A 16,802-nucleotide genomic window follows, 5' to 3' on the forward strand; every position below is an offset into this window, starting at 1 on the left:
CGCCGTTCAACTGACCACTGTTCAGGTCAGTCCCCCTGATCCGAGAGCAGTCGTCATGAGCATCGCACCCAGCCGCAGCACGGGCACCGACATCGCCCTGATCGCCGGCTTCGCCGCGTTGATCGCCGTCTGCGCGATCTCCCCGGCCATCGGCATCGGCGGACCGGTGCCGATCACGCTGCAGACCTTCGGCGTGCTGCTCAGCGGCGCCGTCCTAGGCGCTCGTCGCGGCTTCCTGGCCGCCCTGCTCTACGTCGTCGCCGGCGCGGCCGGGCTGCCCATCTTCACCAGCGGCGCTGCCGGGCTCGGGGTCCTGACAGGTCCGTCGGCGGGCTACCTCGTCGGCTTCCCGCTGGCCGCGGGCCTGTGCGGCTTCATCGTCGAGCGGCTCCCCCGCCGCGCGATCCAGACCAGCCTGCCGCTGATCTTCGCCGCCGGGCTGGTCAGCAGCGCCGTCTTCATCCACACCCTCGGCATGGCCGGCCTGGTGCTGCGAGTCCCGATGACCTGGGCCGGCGCCTTCGACTTCGACAAGTTCTTCTGGCCCGGCGACGTGCTCAAGAACATCGCCGTCGCGATCGTCGCGACCGCGGTCCACCGCGCCTTCCCGGACCTGCTCGGCGCCCGGCGCACCGAGCAGCCCGAGGACGCGCTCGCGGCGTGAGCCGCATCGAGCTCGACCGCGTCACCGTCCGCTTCCCCGTGGCGGACGGTGACGTCGTCGTGCTCGAGGAGACCTCGCTGTCCCTCACCGAGCCGAGCATCGCGCTGATCGGTCCCAACGGGTCGGGCAAGTCCACCCTCGCCCGCCTCCTCAACGGTCTCGTGACCGCCTCGACCGGCCGCGTGCGCGTCGACGGCCTCGACGTCGCACGCGAGGGCCGCGCCGTACGCCGCAAGGTCGGGTTCGTCTTCACCGACCCGGCTGCCCAGCTGGTGATGCCGACGGCCGTCGAGGACATCGCGCTCTCGCTGCGCCGCCACCACCGGGACAAGCACCTGCGGCGCGCGGCGGCAGAGACGCTGCTGGCGGACTACGGCCTCGAGGGCCTCGGCGACCGCAGCGTCCACTCGCTCTCCGGCGGCCAGCGCCAGCTGCTCGCGCTCGCCGGAGTCCTGGCGATCGAGCCCGACGTCGTCGTCGCCGACGAGCCGACCACGCTGCTCGACCTCGCCAACGCCCGCCGGATCGGCGACCTGCTGCTCTCGCTCCCCCAGCAGCTCGTGCTGGTCACCCACGACCTCGACCTGGCCGCCCGCTGCGAGCGCGGGATCGTGATGGCGGACGGTCGCGTCGCGTTCGACGGGCCCGCAGCCGCAGCCGTCGCCCACTACCGGGTGACGGCATGAGCGGCGACCTGCTGGGGCTCCACCAGCCCGGCACGACGTGGCTGCACCGGCTCCCCGCCGGGGCCAAGCTGCTGGGCCTGCTGGCCGCGAGCATCGTCGTCGTCGCCCTGCACGGCCCGGCCACCGTGGTCGCCGAGCTCGCCGTGACGCTGGCCGTCGTCGCCTCCTCCCGGATGGGCTGGCGCTCCCTGCTCCGCTCGCTGCGCGGCCTGCTGCTCGTCGTCGCGATGCTGGCGGCCTACCTGTGGTGGCAGCAGGGCTGGATGCGCGCGGTCGAGTCCGTCGGCGACCTGGTCACCCTCGTGCTGCTCGCGACGGTCCTCACGGTCACCACGCCGGTCGACGAGATGCTCGACACCATCACGCGCGGACTGCGCCCGCTGCGCCGCATCGGCGTCGACCCCGACGGCGTCGCGCTCGCCTTCTCCCTGCTGCTGCGCGGCATCCCCACCACCCTCAAGCTCGCCGACGAGACCCGCGACGCCGCTGTGGCGCGCGGCCTCGAACGCGATCCCCGGGCCCGGCTGACGCCCCTCGTCATCCGGGTCGTCGCCCACGCCCGTGCCACCGGCGACGCCCTGCACGCCCGCGGCATCCACGACTGATCACCCACCCCACCAGGAGAAACCATGACGACGACCTTCGCCCAGATCGCCGACCGCATCCTCGCCGGTGGCGCCGCCACCCCCGACGACGCGCTCGCGGTGCTCCGCGCGAGCGACGCGGAGCTGCTCGACGTGGTCGCGGCGGCCGGACGGCTGCGCCGGGCCCACTTCGGGAACACGGTCAAGGTCAACTACCTCGTCAACCTCAAGTCCGGCCTGTGCCAGGAGAACTGCAACTACTGCTCGCAGGCGCTCGGCTCGACGGCGCCGATCCTGAAGTACTCCTGGCTCAAGACCGACGAGGCGCTCGAGCAGGCCGCGGCCGGGCTCAAGGGCGGCGCCACCCGCGTCTGCATGGTCTCCAGCGGTCGCGGTCCGAGTGACCGCGACATCGACAAGGTCACCGAGATGGTCGGCGCCATCAAGGGCGAGAACCCCGGCGTCGAGGTCTGCGCCTGTCTCGGCCTGCTCAAGGAGGGCCAGGCCGAGCGGCTCAAGGACGCCGGCGTCGACGCCTACAACCACAACATCAACACCGCCGAGTCCCACCACGACACGATCGTGCAGACCCACACCTATGCCGACCGCGTCGACACGGTGACCAAGGCCAAGACCGCCGGGCTCTCCCCCTGCTCCGGCCTGATCGCCGGCCTGGGCGAGACCGACGAGCAGCTGGTCGAGGCCCTCTTCGCCCTGCGCGAGCTGGAGTCCGACTCGATCCCGGTCAACTTCCTGATGCCCTTCGACGGCACGCCGTACGAGAACACGTGGGAGCTCGACCCCACCCGCTGCGTGAAGATCCTGGCGATGGCGCGCTTCGTGTGCCCCGACCGCGAGGTCCGGATCGCCGGCGGTCGCGAGATGCACCTGCGCTCGCTGCAGGGCCTCGCACTCCACGTCGCCAACTCGATCTTCCTCGGCGACTACCTCACCTCCGAGGGCCAGGCGGCCGAGACCGACCTCGAGCTGATCCGCGACAACGGCTTCGTGGTGCTCGGCTCGGACGAGCATGACGCCCAGGTCGCCGCCGGTCAGTCGCACGACCCGGCCATCCGTCGACGCGGGGCGGGGACGACCGTCGCCGCCAACGCCTGATGCCCGACCTGCTCGACTGGGACCGCGCGCACCTCTGGCACCCCTACACCTCCCTCACGACGCCGGCACCGACGCGCCTGGTCACGGCCGCGTCAGGTGCTCGGCTCGAGATCGACGGTCGCGAGGCCATTGACGCGATGTCGTCGTGGTGGGCGACCATCCACGGCTACCGGCACCCGGTCCTGGACGATGCCGTACGCCGACAGCTCGCCGACTTCTCACACGTGATGTTCGGCGGGCTGACCCACGAGCCCGCGGTCCGGCTCGGCCAGCAGCTGGTCGAGCTGACCGGTCTGCCGCACGTCTTCTTCGCCGACAGCGGCTCGGTCAGCGTCGAGGTCGCGATGAAGATGGCGATGCAGGCACGACCGGGGCGCCGGCGCTTCCTGACCGTCCGTGGCGGCTACCACGGTGACACCTTCGACGCGATGAGCGTGTGCGACCCCGAGGGCGGCATGCACACGCTGTGGTCGGGCGTCCTCCCCGATCAGGTCTTCGGGCCCCGGCCTCCCGCGGTCGGTGAGCCGATCGAGGAGTGGGTGTCCGCCATGCGAGCCCTCGCCGCCGAGCACGCGTCCGGCATCGCCGGCCTGATCGTGGAGCCGCTCCTCCAGGGCGCCGGCGGCATGCACCCCTACCCGGCCGAGTGCCTGACCGTCTTCCGCGAGATCGCCGACGAGCACGACCTGGTGCTGGTCTTCGACGAGATCGCGACCGGCTTCGGCCGCACTGGCCACCTCTTCGCCATGGACGCGGCCGAGGTGAAGCCGGACATCCTCTGCCTGGGCAAGGCGCTGACCGGCGGCTACATGTCGCTCGCGGCAGTGCTGTGCACCAGCGAGGTCGCGGACCGGATCGAGCCGGGCGGCGTGCTGATGCACGGCCCCACCTTCATGGCCAACCCGCTCGCGTGCGCCGTCGCCTCGGCCAGCATCGACCTCCTGCTCAGCAACGACTGGCAGGCGACGATCACCCGCATCAACGAGCGCCTGACCCCCGGGCTCGCCGCAGCGGCCGCGCGACCCGGCGTGCTCGGCGTACGCACCATCGGCGCCGTCGGCGTGATCCAGCTCGACCACGCGGTCGACGTGGCCGTCGCGACGGACGCCGCCCTGGCAGCCGGGGTGTGGCTGCGACCGTTCCGCGACCTGATCTACACGATGCCGCCCTACATCTGCACCGACGACGAGATCGACACGATCTGCGCGGCGATGCTCGCGGCCGCGGAGGTGGCGTGATGGGCGCCTGGGAGACGTGGCTGACCGACGAGGCAGTCCGCCGTGACGCCGCCGGGCTGACCCGCAGGCTGCGGCCGCGCGGCCCCGACGACGACGTCATCGACCTCGCCGGCAACGACTACCTCGGGCTCTCGCGCGACCCCGTCGTCGTCGCCGCGGCCGCGGACACCGCCCGCACGTGGGGCGCCGGCGCCGGGGCGTCCCGGCTGGTCACCGGCACCCTGACCCTGCACGAGACGCTCGAGCAGGAGCTGGCCGTCTTCCTGGGCCAGCCCGCCGCGCTCGTCATGTCGACCGGCTACCACGCCAACCTCGCGGTCGTCACCGCACTGGCCGACCGCGACACCTTGATCGTCTCCGACGCCCACATCCACGCGTCCCTGATCGACGCCGCCCGCCTGTCGCGCTCCGAGATCGCGGTCACGCCGCACGGCGACGTGGATGCCGTCGACCAGGCCCTCGCGGGTGCAGGGAGCCGGCGCGCGATCGTGCTGGCCGAGTCGATCTACTCCGTGCTCGGCGACGCCGCTCCCCTCGTCGAGCTGGCCGAGGTGTGCACCCGCCACGACGCACTGCTGATCGTCGACGAGGCCCACGGGCTCGGTGTGGCGGGCACTGCCGGCGAAGGACTGGTCAAGGCACTCGGCCTCGCCTCCGCGCCCCACGTCGTCGTCACGGCCACGCTGTCCAAGTCGCTCGGCGCCCAGGGCGGCGCCGTCCTCGGCTCCCCCGCCCTGGTCCACCACCTCGTCAACCGGGCGCGACCGTTCATCTTCGACACCGCGCTCAACCCGGCCGCGACCGGTGGCGCCATCGCCGCCCTGCGGGTGCTGCGCTCGCGACCGGACCTGCCGGGCGTGGTCCGCGCCCGCGTCGAGTCCCTCGCCACCCGGCTCGGCGTGGACGTCCCGGCGGGCGCCGTACTCTCCGTGCCGATGACCTCGCCGCACGTCGCGATCGCTGCCCAGGCCGAGTGCCTGGAGCACGGCGTGCGCGTCGGCTGCTTCCGGCCGCCGTCGGTGCCGGACGGCATCTCGCGCCTGCGCATCACCACCAACGCGGGCGTGCCCGACGACGCGTGGGCGAAGGCGGGCGACCTGCTGGCCAAGGTCGTCGAGGCGCACCGATGATCCTCGTCGTCACCGGCACGGGCACCGGCGTGGGCAAGACCGTCGCGACCGCGGCCCTGGCCGCACGCGCCGCCGGGTCGGTCGTCGTGGTCAAGCCGGTGCAGACGGGCGTCCTGCCCGGCGAGGTCGGTGACGTCGACGACGTACGCCGCCTCGCGGGCTGCGAGGTCACCGAGCTGGTCCGCCTGCCCGATCCGCTCGCGCCCGACACCGCCGCCCGGCTGGTCGGGGTCACGCTGCCGAGCGTGGCGGAGCACGCCGCCCGGGTCCGTGGGCTCGCGGACGACTTCGACACGGTGATCGTCGAGGGTGCGGGCGGACTGCTCGTGCGCCTCGACTCCGAGGGCGGAACGCTGCTCGACCTCGCCGCCGCGCTGGACGCCTCCGTCGTGGTCGTCGTCGCTGCCGGGCTGGGCACGCTCAACCACACCGAGCTCACCGTCGACGCGTTGCGCACGCGTGGCCTCGAGCCGGAGGGGCTGGTCATCGGGTCCTGGCCGGCCTCGCCCGACCTCGCCGAGCGCTGCAACCTCGACGACCTGCCGCGCGTGACGGGACTGCCCGTGCTCGCGGTGATCCCGGCCGACGTCGGGTCGCTGGAGCAGTCGGCATTCCTCGCAGCCGCTCCTGGGTGGTTCACGCAGGAGGCAGGGCGTAGTTAAGTGAGAACTTGTCGGATCTCGACGAGATCACGACAAACCCTCACTCAACTACCCGGCCCGCTCGGAGGTTCACCATGAATGCATCCGACCAGTACGCCAGCGTGCGCTACCTCGTCGACGACGTCGACGCAGCCGTCGAGTTCTACACCACGCACCTCGGGTTCGAGCTGCTCTCGCACCCGGCGCCACCCTTCGCCGACGTCGTGCGCGGGCCCCTGCGGCTCCTGCTCTCCGGCACCGCCAGCTCCGGCGCCCGCGCGACTCCCGACGGTTCGATGTCGGCCGGCCGCAACCGCATCCACCTGGTCGTCGACGACTTCGACGCGCTCGTGGCCCGGCTCCGGGAGGCAGGGCTGCCCTTCGCCAGCGACGTCGTCTCCGGGCCGGGTGGTCGTCAGGTCCTGCTCACCGACCCCGCCGGCAACCTCGTCGAGCTGTTCGAGCCGGCGACCTGACGCGGCTCACCACCCCGGCGGGTGCCGCCCGTCCCACGGAGCAGCGGCCTCGACCTGCGCCGAGACCGAGAGCAGCAGCTCCTCCTCGGCCGGCCGCGCGGCCAGCATCACGCCGACGGGGAGACCGTCCGGCGTCCAGTGGAGCGGCAGCGAGACCGCCGGCATCCCGGTCACGTTCCACGCGCTCGTCCACGGCGTGAACCGCTTCTGCGCCTCGAAGTCGGCCGCCGGGTCCTCGTCGTCGCGCAGGTCGCCGACCAAGGGAGGGAGCGTGGCCAGGGTCGGCGTGAGCACGAGGTCGTACGGCGCCAGGCTGGCCAGCGCGTCCGCGGCATACCTCCGGAGCTGGCCGATCGCGAGGCCGAACTCGGGAGCGCTGACGGCCCGCCCCTTCTCGCTCAGCCACCGCGTAAGCGGTCGGATCTCGTGCTCGCGCCCCTCCGGGACCTCGGCCATCGCCGTGAGGACCACCCAGCAGACCTCGAAGGTCGCCACCGCCTCGCGGGGCAGCGGCACGTCGATGTCCACCACGTCGTGACCGAGGCCGGCGAGCAGGGCGGACGCCTCGTCCCACGCCGTGCGGACGACAGGCTCGACCTCACTGTCGGTGATGACTGGTGTGATGAAGCGAGCGACCCGGAGACGTCCGGGGTCGCGGTCACAGGCAGCCAGGAACGAGTCGAGAGGGGGTGGCGCCCAGGAGGGATCCCCCACCCGCCGACCAGCGAGCACGTCGAGCAGGGCGGCGGCATCACGCACCGTGCGCGCCAGCGGACCGGGCGTGGCCAGGCCGACCGGATCGCCGTACCGCGGAGCGCCGCTGATCCGACCGCGCGTCGGCTTCAGCCCGACCAGCCCGCAGCACGACGCCGGGATGCGGATGGAGCCACCGCCGTCCGAGCCCGGCGCCACGGGGACGAGCCCGGCGGCCACCGCGGCCGCGGCACCACCGGAGGACCCGCCAGCCGTGCGGCGGGGATCCCACGGGGTGACTGCCGGCGGGGCGACGTCGGGCTCGGTGTAGCAGGGCGAGCCGAACTCCGGTGTGTTCGTCTTGCCCAGGCTGGGCATCCCCGCGGCCTCGACGGTGAGGACGAGGTCGTCCGACTCGTCGGGCACGAAGCCGTCGTAGGCCGCCGAGCCGAACGTCGTGCGCACGCCGGCCGTCGGGTGCAGGTCCTTGATCGCGGTGGGCACTCCCCACAACGGGCCGGCACCCTCGGGGCGACCGCCGTCCCGGAGCCTGCGTGCGTGCGCGCGCGCCTGCTCGGGCGTGGACGTGACGAACGCGCCGACGGTGTCGGCGCGTTCGAGGTAGTGCTCGACGAGGTCGAGCGGCGTGACGTCGCCGCGGCGCACGAGCTCACCCTGCTCGAGGGCGGTCAGGTCATGCAGTGGAGGCACGACCCGACGGTACTCGCGCGCCGCGGCGCACGCCGGGGATCAGGCCGCAGCGACGGTCTCGTGCGACACGAGGGCGGTCAGGGCACCCACGAGGCGCTCGACCGCTGCCTCGTCGGCGAGCAGGTCACCGTTGAGGGCCGACTCGCTCGCGACGATGCCCTCGACGACGGTCGCGCCGGCGATGGTCGCGGAGTGGCGCGCGTGCTCGTGCGACCACTTGCCGCCGTACGGCGTCGGGGTGGCGCCGACGGCCGCGAACGGCTTGCCCACGATGGCGCCGGCGCCGTACGGGCGCGAGAGCCAGTCGATGGCGTTGTTGAGGACGGCCGGCATGGTGCCGTTGTACTCCGGCGTCACGACGAGCAGGCGGTCGGCGGCGGCCACGGCGACACGCAGGGCGACGGCGCTCGCGGGGACGGTCTCGCCGTCGAGCTCCTCGTTGTAGAACGGGATCTGGTCGAGGCCCTCGACGATGTCGATGGTGACGCCCTCGGGGGCGTTGGCCGAGAGGTGCTCGGCGATGCGACGGTTGAGCGAGTCGGCACGCAGGGAGCCGACGAGGACAGCGACACGGGTCTGGTTCGAGGTAGTCATGCCGGTTTAAACGGACCGCGGTCCGTTTGCATTCCCGATCGCGGAGAATTTCCAGCACACGGCCGTCCGCCGGGCACGACAACTACCCTGACGACGTGCCGATCAGTCTCCCGATGGCCGACGAGCCGCCTCACGAGCGCGCCGACGCCGCCCGCAACCGCGACGCGATCCTGGCTGCCGCGTCCCGGCTCGTCGACGAGGTCGGCGTCGAGGGCCTCTCCATGGACTGCGTCGCGCACGCGGCGGGGGTCGGCAAGGGCACCCTGTTCCGACGCTTCGAGAGCCGCGAGGGCCTGATGGCGGCCGTGCTCAACCGCTCGGAGACGGAGTGGCAGTCCGCCGTCTTGGCTGGCCCGCCACCGTTGGGTCCCGGCGCCGCCGCCTACGACCGGCTGCTCGCGATGGGACACTCCCGGCTGCGGCTCAACGTCACCCACGGCGCCCTGATCAAGGCCGCGACCGGCAGCAGCGGCGCCCGCTCGCGCGCGGCCGCGGCGTTCGCGATCATGCACGTGCGCTACCTGCTCGGCGAGCTGGGCGTCGACGGCGACCTGCCCCTGCTGGCGATCGCCATCCTGGCCCCGCTCGACATCACCATGATCGAGCAGCAGCAGGCCGACGACGTCACCCTGGAGCGGATCGAGGCCGCCTGGGACGACCTCGTACGTCGCGTGGTGGCCGGCTGAGCGTCAGCGGTGGTGCTTGCGCAGCCCGAAGGTCAGCCCGTCGACGAGCGCGCCCCACGACGCCTCGATCACGTTGTGGCCGACCCCGACCGTGACCCATGACGACTCGCCGTCCGAGGTCTCGATCAGCACCCGGGTGATCGCGTCGGTGCCGTGGCCCTGGTCGAGGATCCGCACCTTGTAGTCGATCAGCTCGAACTTCGCCACCTCCGGGAAGGCCTGGCCGATGGCCGAGCGGAGCGCGGCGTCGAGGGCGTTGACGGGGCCGTTGCCCTCGCCGGTCACGACGTAGCGGACCTCCTCGGAGCGCAGCTTGACCGTGGCCTCGGACACCGCCTCGCCGTCGGGCGTGGTCTCGGTGATGACGCGCCACGACTCGACGTCGAAGTAGGAGGGGCGGACGCCCTCGACCTCCTCGACGAGGAGCAGCTCGAAGGACGCGTCGGCCGCCTCGAAGGTGTAGCCGGTCTGCTCCATCGCCTTGACCCGGTCGGTCACGCGCGTCACGAGCTCGCGGTCGCCGGAGAGGTCGAAGCCGAGCTCCTTGCCCTTGAGCTCGATCGAGGCACGACCGGCCATGTCGGAGACGAGCAGGCGCATGTCGTTGCCGACGCCGATCGGGTCCATGTGCTGGTAGAGGTTGGGGTCGACCTTGATCGCCGAGGCGTGCAGGCCGGCCTTGTGCGCGAAGGCGGACGTGCCGACGTAGGGCTGGCGCGACGCCGGCGGCACGTTGGTCACCTCGGCCACGGCGTGCGCGATCCGGGTGGCCTCGCGCAGCAGCCCGGCCGGCAGCACCGCCCGGTCGAGCTTGAGCTCGAGGTTGGCCACGACGGTGACCAGGTCGGCGTTGCCGGTGCGCTCGCCGTAGCCGTTGATGCAGCCCTGCACGTGGGTCGCGCCGGCAGCGACGGCGGCCAGCGAGTTGGCGACCGCGCAGCCGGAGTCGTTGTGGGCGTGGATGCCGACCCGGGCACCCGTCGAGGCGATCACGTCGGTGACCACGTCGGAGACCCAGTCGGGCAGCATGCCGCCGTTGGTGTCGCACAGGGCGACGACCTCGGCGCCGGCCTCCGTCGCCGTACGCAACACCTCGAGGGCGTAGTCACGGTTGTCTCGGTAGCCGTCGAAGAAGTGCTCGGCGTCGAGGAAGACCGTCTGGCCCTCGGCACGGAGGTGGGAGACGGTGTCGCGCACCATCGCGAGGTTCTCCTCGAGGGTGGTGCGCAGGGCCAGCTCGACGTGGCGGTCGTGCGACTTCGCGACCAGCGTCACCACCGAGGCGCCGCTGTCGCGGAGCGCGGCGACCTGCGGGTCGTCGGCCGCCCTGACCCCGGCCCGCCGGGTGGCCCCGAAGGCCGCGAGGCGCGCGTGGCGCAGGTCGAGCTCCTGGCTCGCGCGCCGGAAGAACTCGGTGTCCTTGGGGTTGGCGCCCGGCCAGCCGCCCTCGATGAAGCCGACCCCCAGGCCGTCGAGCTGGCGCGCGATCGTCAGCTTGTCGGCGACGGAGAGGTTGAGCCCCTCCTGCTGCGCGCCGTCACGCAGCGTCGTGTCGTAGACGTGGAAGGAGCCCTGCAGGTCGAGCGGCTGGGACATCGGATGAATCCTTCTCATCGGAGCAGATCGGGGCACAAAAAAACCTCCCGGGGTCAGGAGGTTGGCGCGGCGGGAGACCCGTCGCGCTAGAAAATGATGATGGTGCTGGTGGTGCGCATACCCCCACTGTGCCACGGACAGCAGGTCGAGGAGCGAGAACCGCGATCGGTCTCGGATCGCGGTCAGGGCCGCGCCAGCGCTGGCTCAGGGCTGGAGCCACGACGGCAGGCTCATGTCGGCGAACGGCCGCTCGGCCGCCGGCGCCCAGTCGGTCCCCTGCGCGAGCGCGGTGGCGGCGAGCCCGCTGGCCACGGCGAGGGTCGCCACGGCGGCGAAGAACCACAGCAGCGGCCGGGCGCTGATCGGGTGGGACAGCCGGTGCACGGGGCCGCGCAGCCGTCGGCTGCCCGGTCCCCACCACATCGCTCCGCCGAGCACGACGCCGATGATGGCGAGGCTCACCAGCATCGACGCGCCGACCGCGAAGCACAGCAGCGCCGCGGCCAGGCCGAGCCCGATGCTCCACAGCACGAGCAGCAGCGCGCCCGGGATCGAGGCGACCGCGTGCCAGGGCGCCGCCAGCAGCACCTGCACGCCGTCGTACCACTTGGCACCACGCAGCTGTCGGCGGGCGCCAGCCGAGCTCGCCGCCATCGAGCCGCTGCGCAGGATCCAGACGAGCAGGGTCAGGACAGCGATCGCGACGTACGGCGCCAGCGCCACCGCCGCACCGACGACCCCGATCCCCGCCAGCACGAGAATCCCCCGGCGCAGCTTCTCGAAGCCGCCGACGGGGCGCGCCGGCGGCGCGGGGGCTGCCTCGTCGCTCCCGATGGTCTGGGTGGATCCGTCCGGCAGCACCCGGGTCGACTGTCGCTGCGGTGCGGTCTCGCGCGCGGCCCAACCGGGGGGCTCGCTCGGACCTGAGTCTCGAGGAGACTCAGGTCGAAGGGCGGGCTCCGCGACCTCGGTCGGGGCGGTGGTCCCTGCCATCGCGGCGACCGCCATCGGCATGGTGAACGGGTCGTCGGCCGGCGCGGCAGCCGTGTGCGGGCCGCGGGTGGAGAGCCACTCGCGCAGCTCGTCGAGGGTCGGTCGGTTGCGCGGCTCGGGGTCGAGCGCGTCGGTCACGGCCCGCCGGATGCTCGGGTCGAGGTCGGACAGGTCGTGCTCCCCGCGGCGTACGCGGTCCATGATCGCCATGGAGGGACCGCGACCGAACGGCGCGCGACCGGTGCCGGCGAAGGCGACCGTCGCGGCCCAGGAGTGCACGTCGGAGGCCGTCGAGGCGTCCTCGCCGAAGAGGATCTCGGGGGCGAGGTAGCCGGGCGTGCCGAGCAGCCAGCCGGTGTGGGTGAGCTTGGGGTCGTCGGCCACCCGCGCCAGCCCGAAGTCGATCAGGATCGGGGTGCGGCCCTCCATCAAGATGTTGGAGGGCTTGATGTCGCGGTGCAGGACACCCACGCCGTGGACCGCGGCCAGCGCCTCGGCCAGGCAGGTCGCAAACCACACGAGGTCGTCGCCCTCGAGCGGTCCCTCCTCGTGGATGTGGTCGTGCAGGGAGAGACCGGGGACGTAGCGGGTCGCGACGAACGGGATCTCGCCCCACGGGTCGGCGTCGAGGATCTCGGCGACGCGGCGCGACTTCACCCGCGTCAGCGACGACACCTCGCGCGCCAGCCGGCGCCGCGCCTCGTCGTCGCCGACGATGTGCGGGCGCAGCACCTTGAGCGCGACCCGCTCGCCACCGGGCTTGCGGGCGAGGTGGACCACGCCCATGCCGCCCTCACCGAGGCGCGTCAGCAGCTCGTAGTCGCCGACGAAGAGACCCGGCGGTGCCTGCTCGGGACGGGAGGTGGTCACGCACGGAGATTACCGGGGCGGGCCCGGAGAACCCGTCAGGCGCTCAGTCGACCTGGTGCATCCAGCCGAACGTGTCGTCGGCGCGGCCAAACTGGACGTCGACCAGAGCCGAGCGGATCCGCATGGTGAGGTCGGTCGAGGGGGGCGCCGGCACCTCGCCGCCGTTCCACTTCAGCGACCCGACGGGGGTCACCACCGCGGCGGTGCCGCACGCGAAGATCTCGGTGATCGCGCCGCTCGTGACGCCCTCGCGCCACTCGTCGATGGAGAACTTGCGCTCCTCGACCTGGTGGCCGAGCTTGCCGGCGAGCTCGATGATCGAGGCGCGGGTGATGCCCTCGAGGATGGTGCCGGTCTGCGGGGTGACGATGCGACCGTCCTCGAAGACGTAGTACATGTTCATGCCGCCGAGCTCCTCGACGTACTTGCCCTCCTGGCCGTCGAGGAAGACGACCTGGTCGCAGCCGTGGGCCGTGGCCTCCTGCTGCGCGACGAGCGAGCTGGCGTAGTTGCCGCCGGTCTTCGCCGCGCCCATGCCGCCGCGGCCGGCGCGGGTGTAGTCCTCGGTCAGCCACAGCGTGACGGGCTTGATGCCGCCCTTGAAGTAGGCGCCGGCGGGCGAGGCGATGACCATGAACGTGACGTGCTGGGCCGGGCGGACCCCGAGGAAGACCTCGCTGGCGAACATGAACGGCCGCAGGTAGAGGCTCTTCTCGCCACCGTCGGTGTTCGTCGGCACCCACCGCTCGTCGATCTTCACCAGTGCCTCGACGGCAGCCACGAAGTCCGCGACCGGCAGCTCGGGGAAGGCCAGCCGCTGCGAGGAGCGCGCCATCCGCTTGGCGTTCTCCTCGGGCCGGAACAGGTGCACCGAGCCGTCCGCGTGCCGGTAGGCCTTCATCCCCTCGAACGTCTCCTGCGCGTAGTGCAGGACGGCGGTCGCCGGGTCGAGCGTGAGCGGGCCGTAGGGCGTCACGCGCGCGTCGTGCCAGCCACGGTCCGGGGTCCACTCGATCGTGACCATGTGGTCGGTGAAGTGGATGCCGAAACCGGGGTTGGCGAGGATCTCGGAGAGACGTGCGTCGTCGACCGGGGCGGGGTTGGCCGTGGTGCTGATGTCCATGGTCGCCAATCTAACGCTAGAGCCGGCCTGCGATCGCGTCGCCGACCTCGGACGTACGGCGCGTGGTGCCTGCCTGCCGCTCGGCCAGATCGGCGAGCACGGCCGCCTCGACGGCGGCCGACGCATCGGCGTACCCCAGGTGGTCGAGGAGCAGCGAGGTCGACAGGATCGCAGCGGTCGGGTCGGCCTTCTGCTGGCCCGCGATGTCGGGCGCGGAGCCGTGCACGGGCTCGAACATCGAGGGGGCGGTGCGGTCGGGGTTGATGTTGCCGCTGGCCGCGAGCCCGATGCCGCCCGTGATGGCGGCGGCGAGGTCGGTGATGATGTCGCCGAAGAGGTTGTCGGTGACGATCACGTCGAAGCGCGACGGGTTGACCGTCATGTGGATCATCGCCGCGTCGATGTGCATGTAGTCGGTGGTGACGTCCGGGTGCTCGGCTGCGACGGCCTCGAACAGCCGCCACCAGACCGAGCCGGCGTTGACCAGCACGTTGGTCTTGTGGACCAGGGTGAGGTGCTTGCGCGGACGGCGCTCGGCGCGGGCGAAGGCGTCACGGACGACGCGCTCGACGCCGAAGGCGGTGTTGACGGAGACCTCGGTGGCCACCTCGGCGGGCGTGCCGACGCGCAGGGCGCCGCCGTTGCCGGTGTAGGGACCCTCGGTGCCCTCGCGGACGACGACGAAGTCGATCTCGCCCTGGTCGAGCACGCTGTCGGCCAGCGGGGAGGGGGTGCCGGGGAAGAGCCGGCTCGGGCGCAGGTTGACGTAGTGGTCGAGCTCGAAGCGGAGCTTGAGCAGCAGACCGCGCTCGAGGATGCCGGGCGGCAGGTTGGGGTCGTTGGGCTTGCCACCGACCGCGCCGAGCAGGATCGCGTCGTGCTGCCGGATCTCGGCGAGCACGGAGGGCGGGAGCACGTCGCCGGTGGCGAGGTAGTTCTCCGCGCCGAGCGCGTAGTGGGTCTGCTCGAACTTCACCGGGACGTCGACCGCCTCGAGGACCTTGAGCGCCTCGGGGGTGACCTCCTGGCCGATGCCGTCGCCGGGGATGACGGCGAGCTGGACGGTGCCGGACTGGCTGGCGGTGGCCTCTGTAGTCATGTGCGAAATCTAGTTGTCGTCGGGGCGCTGGCCGCCGTTGTCTCGCAGGTCAAGCGACGCTTGCAGTGCTGCGTTGGTCGCTTCGATGCTGCGCGGGTTCTCGGGGTTGTGGCTGGCGGGGCCCCAGTCGGGGTACAGGTCGTACATCTCGTGCTCCTTCGGGATCGGTCGGGTGTTGCCCCCGTCCCGCGGCGGAGATCGTTCGACTGGTCCCACGGATCGCGTGAGGAGGGTCAGCCGACGGCCTGCGGATCGCGCGAAGTCACATCGGGAGCGAGATCCGCCGCGGGGCGTTGGTCGTGCCGGTCCAACCGGCACTGCAGGGTGTGAACCACCACTGCTGACAAGGCCCTACCGACGTCGTCGCACGTCGAACACCGCGACGAGTGGGCCCTGTCTCAGGCCTCGCCGCGGCGATCAATAAGTACGAGAACGCTCCGCATGGTGAGCCGACCGTACGCCCCCGACCCCGGGCAGCGCAGCCATCTGGCCGACCTTGCTCACGATGCGAGACAGTCGTCTTGTCATGAAAGACTCGACAACCTCATGAGTGCCCCTCCCGAACTACCCGACATCGTGTCCCGCGCCTTCGACGTCTCCCGCAAGGCGGGCTACGTCGCGTTCTGCCGCAACGAGACCGGTCGGCTGCTCGCTGCGCTGGCCGCCACGCGCGGCGGCACCATGGCCGAGTTCGGCACGGGCTGCGGGGTGGGCACTGCCTGGCTGCGCAGCGGCGTACGCAACGGGGCCCGCATCATCACCGCCGAGCTGAACCCCAAGCTCGCCACCGCAGCCGCCGAGATCTTCGAGGACGACGACCGCGTCGAGGTGCTGGAGGCCGACTGGTCGACCCTGCACGAGCGCGGTCCCTACTCGCTCGTCTTCCTCGACTCGGGCGACCCGGAGTCGGTGCGCGTCGACGCCGTCGTCGACCTGCTCGAGCCGGGCGGCATCGTGGTGCTCGACGACTTCACGCCGTGCGAGATGTGGCCGCCGATCTCCTACGGTCGCGTCGACACCCTGCGCGAGGAGTGGCTCACCGACGAGCGGTTCACCGCCGTCGAGGTGATGATCGCGCCCGACGCGTCGGCCCTCATCGCCACGCGTCGCTAGAAGGGTCTTCCCTGGCTGGCGCTCGCACCTGGTTCGGGCGTGCACCCCAATCAATACACAGTCGTGCCACTTTTCCCCCACACGGCGGACAGGCGAGTGGGTGCTACCTACCTTGGGGCGACCCCGCCGGACCGTCGTCGGTCCGGACCCTTTCTCGTTGGAGAACATTCATGAACAAGCCCTCTCGTCGCGCCCAGAAGCTCCTCGTCGGCGCGACCACTCCCGTCGCCGTCGTCTGCGCGGCGGCCATGGTCTACCAGGCGTCCTACGCAGCCTTCAGCGGCCAGACCCGCAACTCCGGCAACGACTGGTCCACCGGTTCGGTCAACCTGACCGACGACGACAACGGGTCCGCGCGGTTCCAGGTCGCCAACTTGCTGCCGGACCAGACCGACGACAAGTGCATCAAGGTCACGGCCAACGCTTCGGTGCCCAGCACGGTCAAGGGCTACGCAGTCAACCCGGTGCCCTCGAACACCGGCCTCGAGAACCGGATCAAGGTGACCATCGAGGACGGCACGGGCGGCACCTTCGCCGACTGCACCGGCTTCCAGCCCCAGACCGTGCTGGTCCCCGACTACACCTTGGCCCAGCTGGCCCAGGCCAACAACTGGGAGAGCGGTGTCGGCGGCTGGACCGTCCCGGCCGGAACCTCCTCCAAGACCTACCGGATCACCTGGCGATTCGACACCGCCGGCATGACCCAGGCCCAGGTGGACCAGCTCCAGAACTCGCGCACCGGCATCGACATCCAGTGGGAGATGCGGAGCAACTGAGGGCTCTCGGCGT

The 16,802-nt window shown here is 71.9% G+C and carries 18 protein-coding genes; 11 read left to right on the forward strand and 7 right to left on the reverse strand.

From position 1 onward, the window contains the following. Positions 1-55 precede the first annotated feature (55 nt). From C9J87_RS05375 to C9J87_RS05410, 8 genes are all read left to right on the forward strand, one after another. On the forward strand, positions 56-664 hold the full coding sequence (locus C9J87_RS05375) for a biotin transporter BioY (protein WP_010833762.1): 609 nt from the start codon (positions 56-58) through the stop codon (positions 662-664). Continuing rightward, a complete protein-coding gene (locus C9J87_RS05380) occupies positions 661-1,350 on the forward strand; it encodes an energy-coupling factor ABC transporter ATP-binding protein (RefSeq protein WP_010833763.1) in 690 nt (229 codons plus the stop codon). The genes C9J87_RS05375 and C9J87_RS05380 overlap by 4 nt, the downstream gene beginning before the upstream one ends. Further along, positions 1,347-1,955 (forward strand): energy-coupling factor transporter transmembrane component T family protein, encoded by a 609-nt coding sequence (locus C9J87_RS05385; protein ID WP_010833764.1) that lies wholly within the window; start codon positions 1,347-1,349, stop codon positions 1,953-1,955. Before C9J87_RS05380 ends, C9J87_RS05385 begins: the two co-directional genes overlap by 4 nt. A gap of 24 nt (positions 1,956-1,979) precedes the next feature. After that, positions 1,980-3,050 carry a biotin synthase BioB gene (bioB, locus tag C9J87_RS05390; RefSeq protein ID WP_010833765.1) on the forward strand — a complete coding sequence of 357 codons (1,071 nt, stop codon included), beginning with the start codon at positions 1,980-1,982 and terminating at the stop codon, positions 3,048-3,050. Continuing rightward, complete coding sequence (locus C9J87_RS05395) at positions 3,047-4,288, forward strand: adenosylmethionine--8-amino-7-oxononanoate transaminase (protein ID WP_107704916.1); 1,242 nt, start codon at positions 3,047-3,049, stop codon at positions 4,286-4,288. The genes bioB and C9J87_RS05395 overlap by 4 nt, the downstream gene beginning before the upstream one ends. Continuing rightward, positions 4,288-5,418 (forward strand): 8-amino-7-oxononanoate synthase, encoded by a 1,131-nt coding sequence (locus tag C9J87_RS05400; RefSeq protein ID WP_107704917.1) that lies wholly within the window; start codon positions 4,288-4,290, stop codon positions 5,416-5,418. Before C9J87_RS05395 ends, C9J87_RS05400 begins: the two co-directional genes overlap by 1 nt. After that, positions 5,415-6,080, forward strand: a complete 666-nt coding sequence (bioD, locus tag C9J87_RS05405) for a dethiobiotin synthase (RefSeq protein ID WP_010833768.1) — start codon at positions 5,415-5,417, stop codon at positions 6,078-6,080. Before C9J87_RS05400 ends, bioD begins: the two co-directional genes overlap by 4 nt. A 74-nt stretch (positions 6,081-6,154) precedes the next feature. Beyond that, on the forward strand, positions 6,155-6,535 hold the full coding sequence (locus tag C9J87_RS05410) for a VOC family protein (RefSeq protein WP_010833769.1): 381 nt from the start codon (positions 6,155-6,157) through the stop codon (positions 6,533-6,535). Positions 6,536-6,541: 6 nt separating this feature from the next. On the opposite strand, the gene C9J87_RS05415 is transcribed toward C9J87_RS05410, so the two are convergent. Continuing rightward, positions 6,542-7,939 carry an amidase gene (locus tag C9J87_RS05415; RefSeq protein ID WP_107704918.1) on the reverse strand — a complete coding sequence of 466 codons (1,398 nt, stop codon included), beginning with the start codon at positions 7,937-7,939 and terminating at the stop codon, positions 6,542-6,544. Positions 7,940-7,978: 39 nt separating this feature from the next. Further along, complete coding sequence (locus tag C9J87_RS05420; protein WP_010833771.1) at positions 7,979-8,533, reverse strand: NAD(P)H-dependent oxidoreductase; 555 nt, start codon at positions 8,531-8,533, stop codon at positions 7,979-7,981. 95 nt (positions 8,534-8,628) lie between these two features. On the opposite strand from C9J87_RS05420, the gene C9J87_RS05425 reads away from it, so the two are divergent. Beyond that, a complete protein-coding gene (locus C9J87_RS05425; protein ID WP_232819834.1) occupies positions 8,629-9,219 on the forward strand; it encodes a TetR/AcrR family transcriptional regulator in 591 nt (196 codons plus the stop codon). Between the two features lie 3 nt (positions 9,220-9,222). On the opposite strand, the gene cimA is transcribed toward C9J87_RS05425, so the two are convergent. The 5 genes from cimA to C9J87_RS19605 all read right to left on the reverse strand — a co-directional run bounded on the left by cimA (position 9,223) and on the right by C9J87_RS19605 (position 15,047). Then, on the reverse strand, positions 9,223-10,815 hold the full coding sequence (cimA, locus tag C9J87_RS05430; protein WP_010833773.1) for a citramalate synthase: 1,593 nt from the start codon (positions 10,813-10,815) through the stop codon (positions 9,223-9,225). A 204-nt stretch (positions 10,816-11,019) separates the two neighbouring features. After that, positions 11,020-12,678, reverse strand: coding sequence for a serine/threonine-protein kinase (locus tag C9J87_RS05435; protein ID WP_010833774.1), 1,659 nt, complete (start codon positions 12,676-12,678; stop codon positions 11,020-11,022). Positions 12,679-12,721: 43 nt separating this feature from the next. Beyond that, positions 12,722-13,801 carry a branched-chain amino acid aminotransferase gene (locus C9J87_RS05440; protein ID WP_107704920.1) on the reverse strand — a complete coding sequence of 360 codons (1,080 nt, stop codon included), beginning with the start codon at positions 13,799-13,801 and terminating at the stop codon, positions 12,722-12,724. Positions 13,802-13,817: 16 nt separating this feature from the next. Next, positions 13,818-14,900 carry a 3-isopropylmalate dehydrogenase gene (locus C9J87_RS05445; RefSeq protein WP_010833776.1) on the reverse strand — a complete coding sequence of 361 codons (1,083 nt, stop codon included), beginning with the start codon at positions 14,898-14,900 and terminating at the stop codon, positions 13,818-13,820. Between the two features lie 9 nt (positions 14,901-14,909). Continuing rightward, positions 14,910-15,047 (reverse strand): hypothetical protein, encoded by a 138-nt coding sequence (locus C9J87_RS19605; RefSeq protein ID WP_156887230.1) that lies wholly within the window; start codon positions 15,045-15,047, stop codon positions 14,910-14,912. A gap of 399 nt (positions 15,048-15,446) precedes the next feature. On the opposite strand from C9J87_RS19605, the gene C9J87_RS05450 reads away from it, so the two are divergent. Then, the gene (locus tag C9J87_RS05450; protein ID WP_036491076.1) at positions 15,447-16,013 is read left to right on the forward strand and encodes an O-methyltransferase; all 567 of its coding nucleotides are present in this window, start codon (positions 15,447-15,449) and stop codon (positions 16,011-16,013) included. A gap of 170 nt (positions 16,014-16,183) precedes the next feature. Next, entirely contained in the window at positions 16,184-16,789 is a 606-nt protein-coding gene (locus C9J87_RS05455; protein WP_010833778.1) for a hypothetical protein, read from the forward strand. The last annotated feature ends 13 nt before the right edge of the window (positions 16,790-16,802 follow it).

It is taken from the genome of Nocardioides allogilvus (assembly GCF_003047285.1).
Classification (GTDB): domain Bacteria; phylum Actinomycetota; class Actinomycetes; order Propionibacteriales; family Nocardioidaceae; genus Nocardioides; species Nocardioides allogilvus.

Bases quoted from the DNA above. Each gene is read 5' to 3' on its own strand.
- C9J87_RS05375 (WP_010833762.1), top strand. From the start codon at position 56: ATGAGCATCGCACCCAGCCGCAGCACGGGCACCGACATCGCCCTGATC.
- C9J87_RS05385 (WP_010833764.1), top strand. From the start codon at position 1,347: ATGAGCGGCGACCTGCTGGGGCTCCACCAGCCCGGCACGACGTGGCTG.
- bioB (WP_010833765.1), top strand. From the start codon at position 1,980: ATGACGACGACCTTCGCCCAGATCGCCGACCGCATCCTCGCCGGTGGC.
- C9J87_RS05400 (WP_107704917.1), top strand. From the start codon at position 4,288: ATGGGCGCCTGGGAGACGTGGCTGACCGACGAGGCAGTCCGCCGTGAC.
- bioD (WP_010833768.1), top strand. From the start codon at position 5,415: ATGATCCTCGTCGTCACCGGCACGGGCACCGGCGTGGGCAAGACCGTC.
- C9J87_RS05410 (WP_010833769.1), top strand. From the start codon at position 6,155: ATGAATGCATCCGACCAGTACGCCAGCGTGCGCTACCTCGTCGACGAC.
- C9J87_RS05420 (WP_010833771.1), bottom strand. From the start codon at position 8,533: ATGACTACCTCGAACCAGACCCGTGTCGCTGTCCTCGTCGGCTCCCTG.
- cimA (WP_010833773.1), bottom strand. From the start codon at position 10,815: ATGTCCCAGCCGCTCGACCTGCAGGGCTCCTTCCACGTCTACGACACG.
- C9J87_RS05440 (WP_107704920.1), bottom strand. From the start codon at position 13,801: ATGGACATCAGCACCACGGCCAACCCCGCCCCGGTCGACGACGCACGT.
- C9J87_RS05445 (WP_010833776.1), bottom strand. From the start codon at position 14,900: ATGACTACAGAGGCCACCGCCAGCCAGTCCGGCACCGTCCAGCTCGCC.
- C9J87_RS19605 (WP_156887230.1), bottom strand. From the start codon at position 15,047: ATGTACGACCTGTACCCCGACTGGGGCCCCGCCAGCCACAACCCCGAG.
- C9J87_RS05450 (WP_036491076.1), top strand. From the start codon at position 15,447: ATGAGTGCCCCTCCCGAACTACCCGACATCGTGTCCCGCGCCTTCGAC.
- C9J87_RS05455 (WP_010833778.1), top strand. From the start codon at position 16,184: ATGAACAAGCCCTCTCGTCGCGCCCAGAAGCTCCTCGTCGGCGCGACC.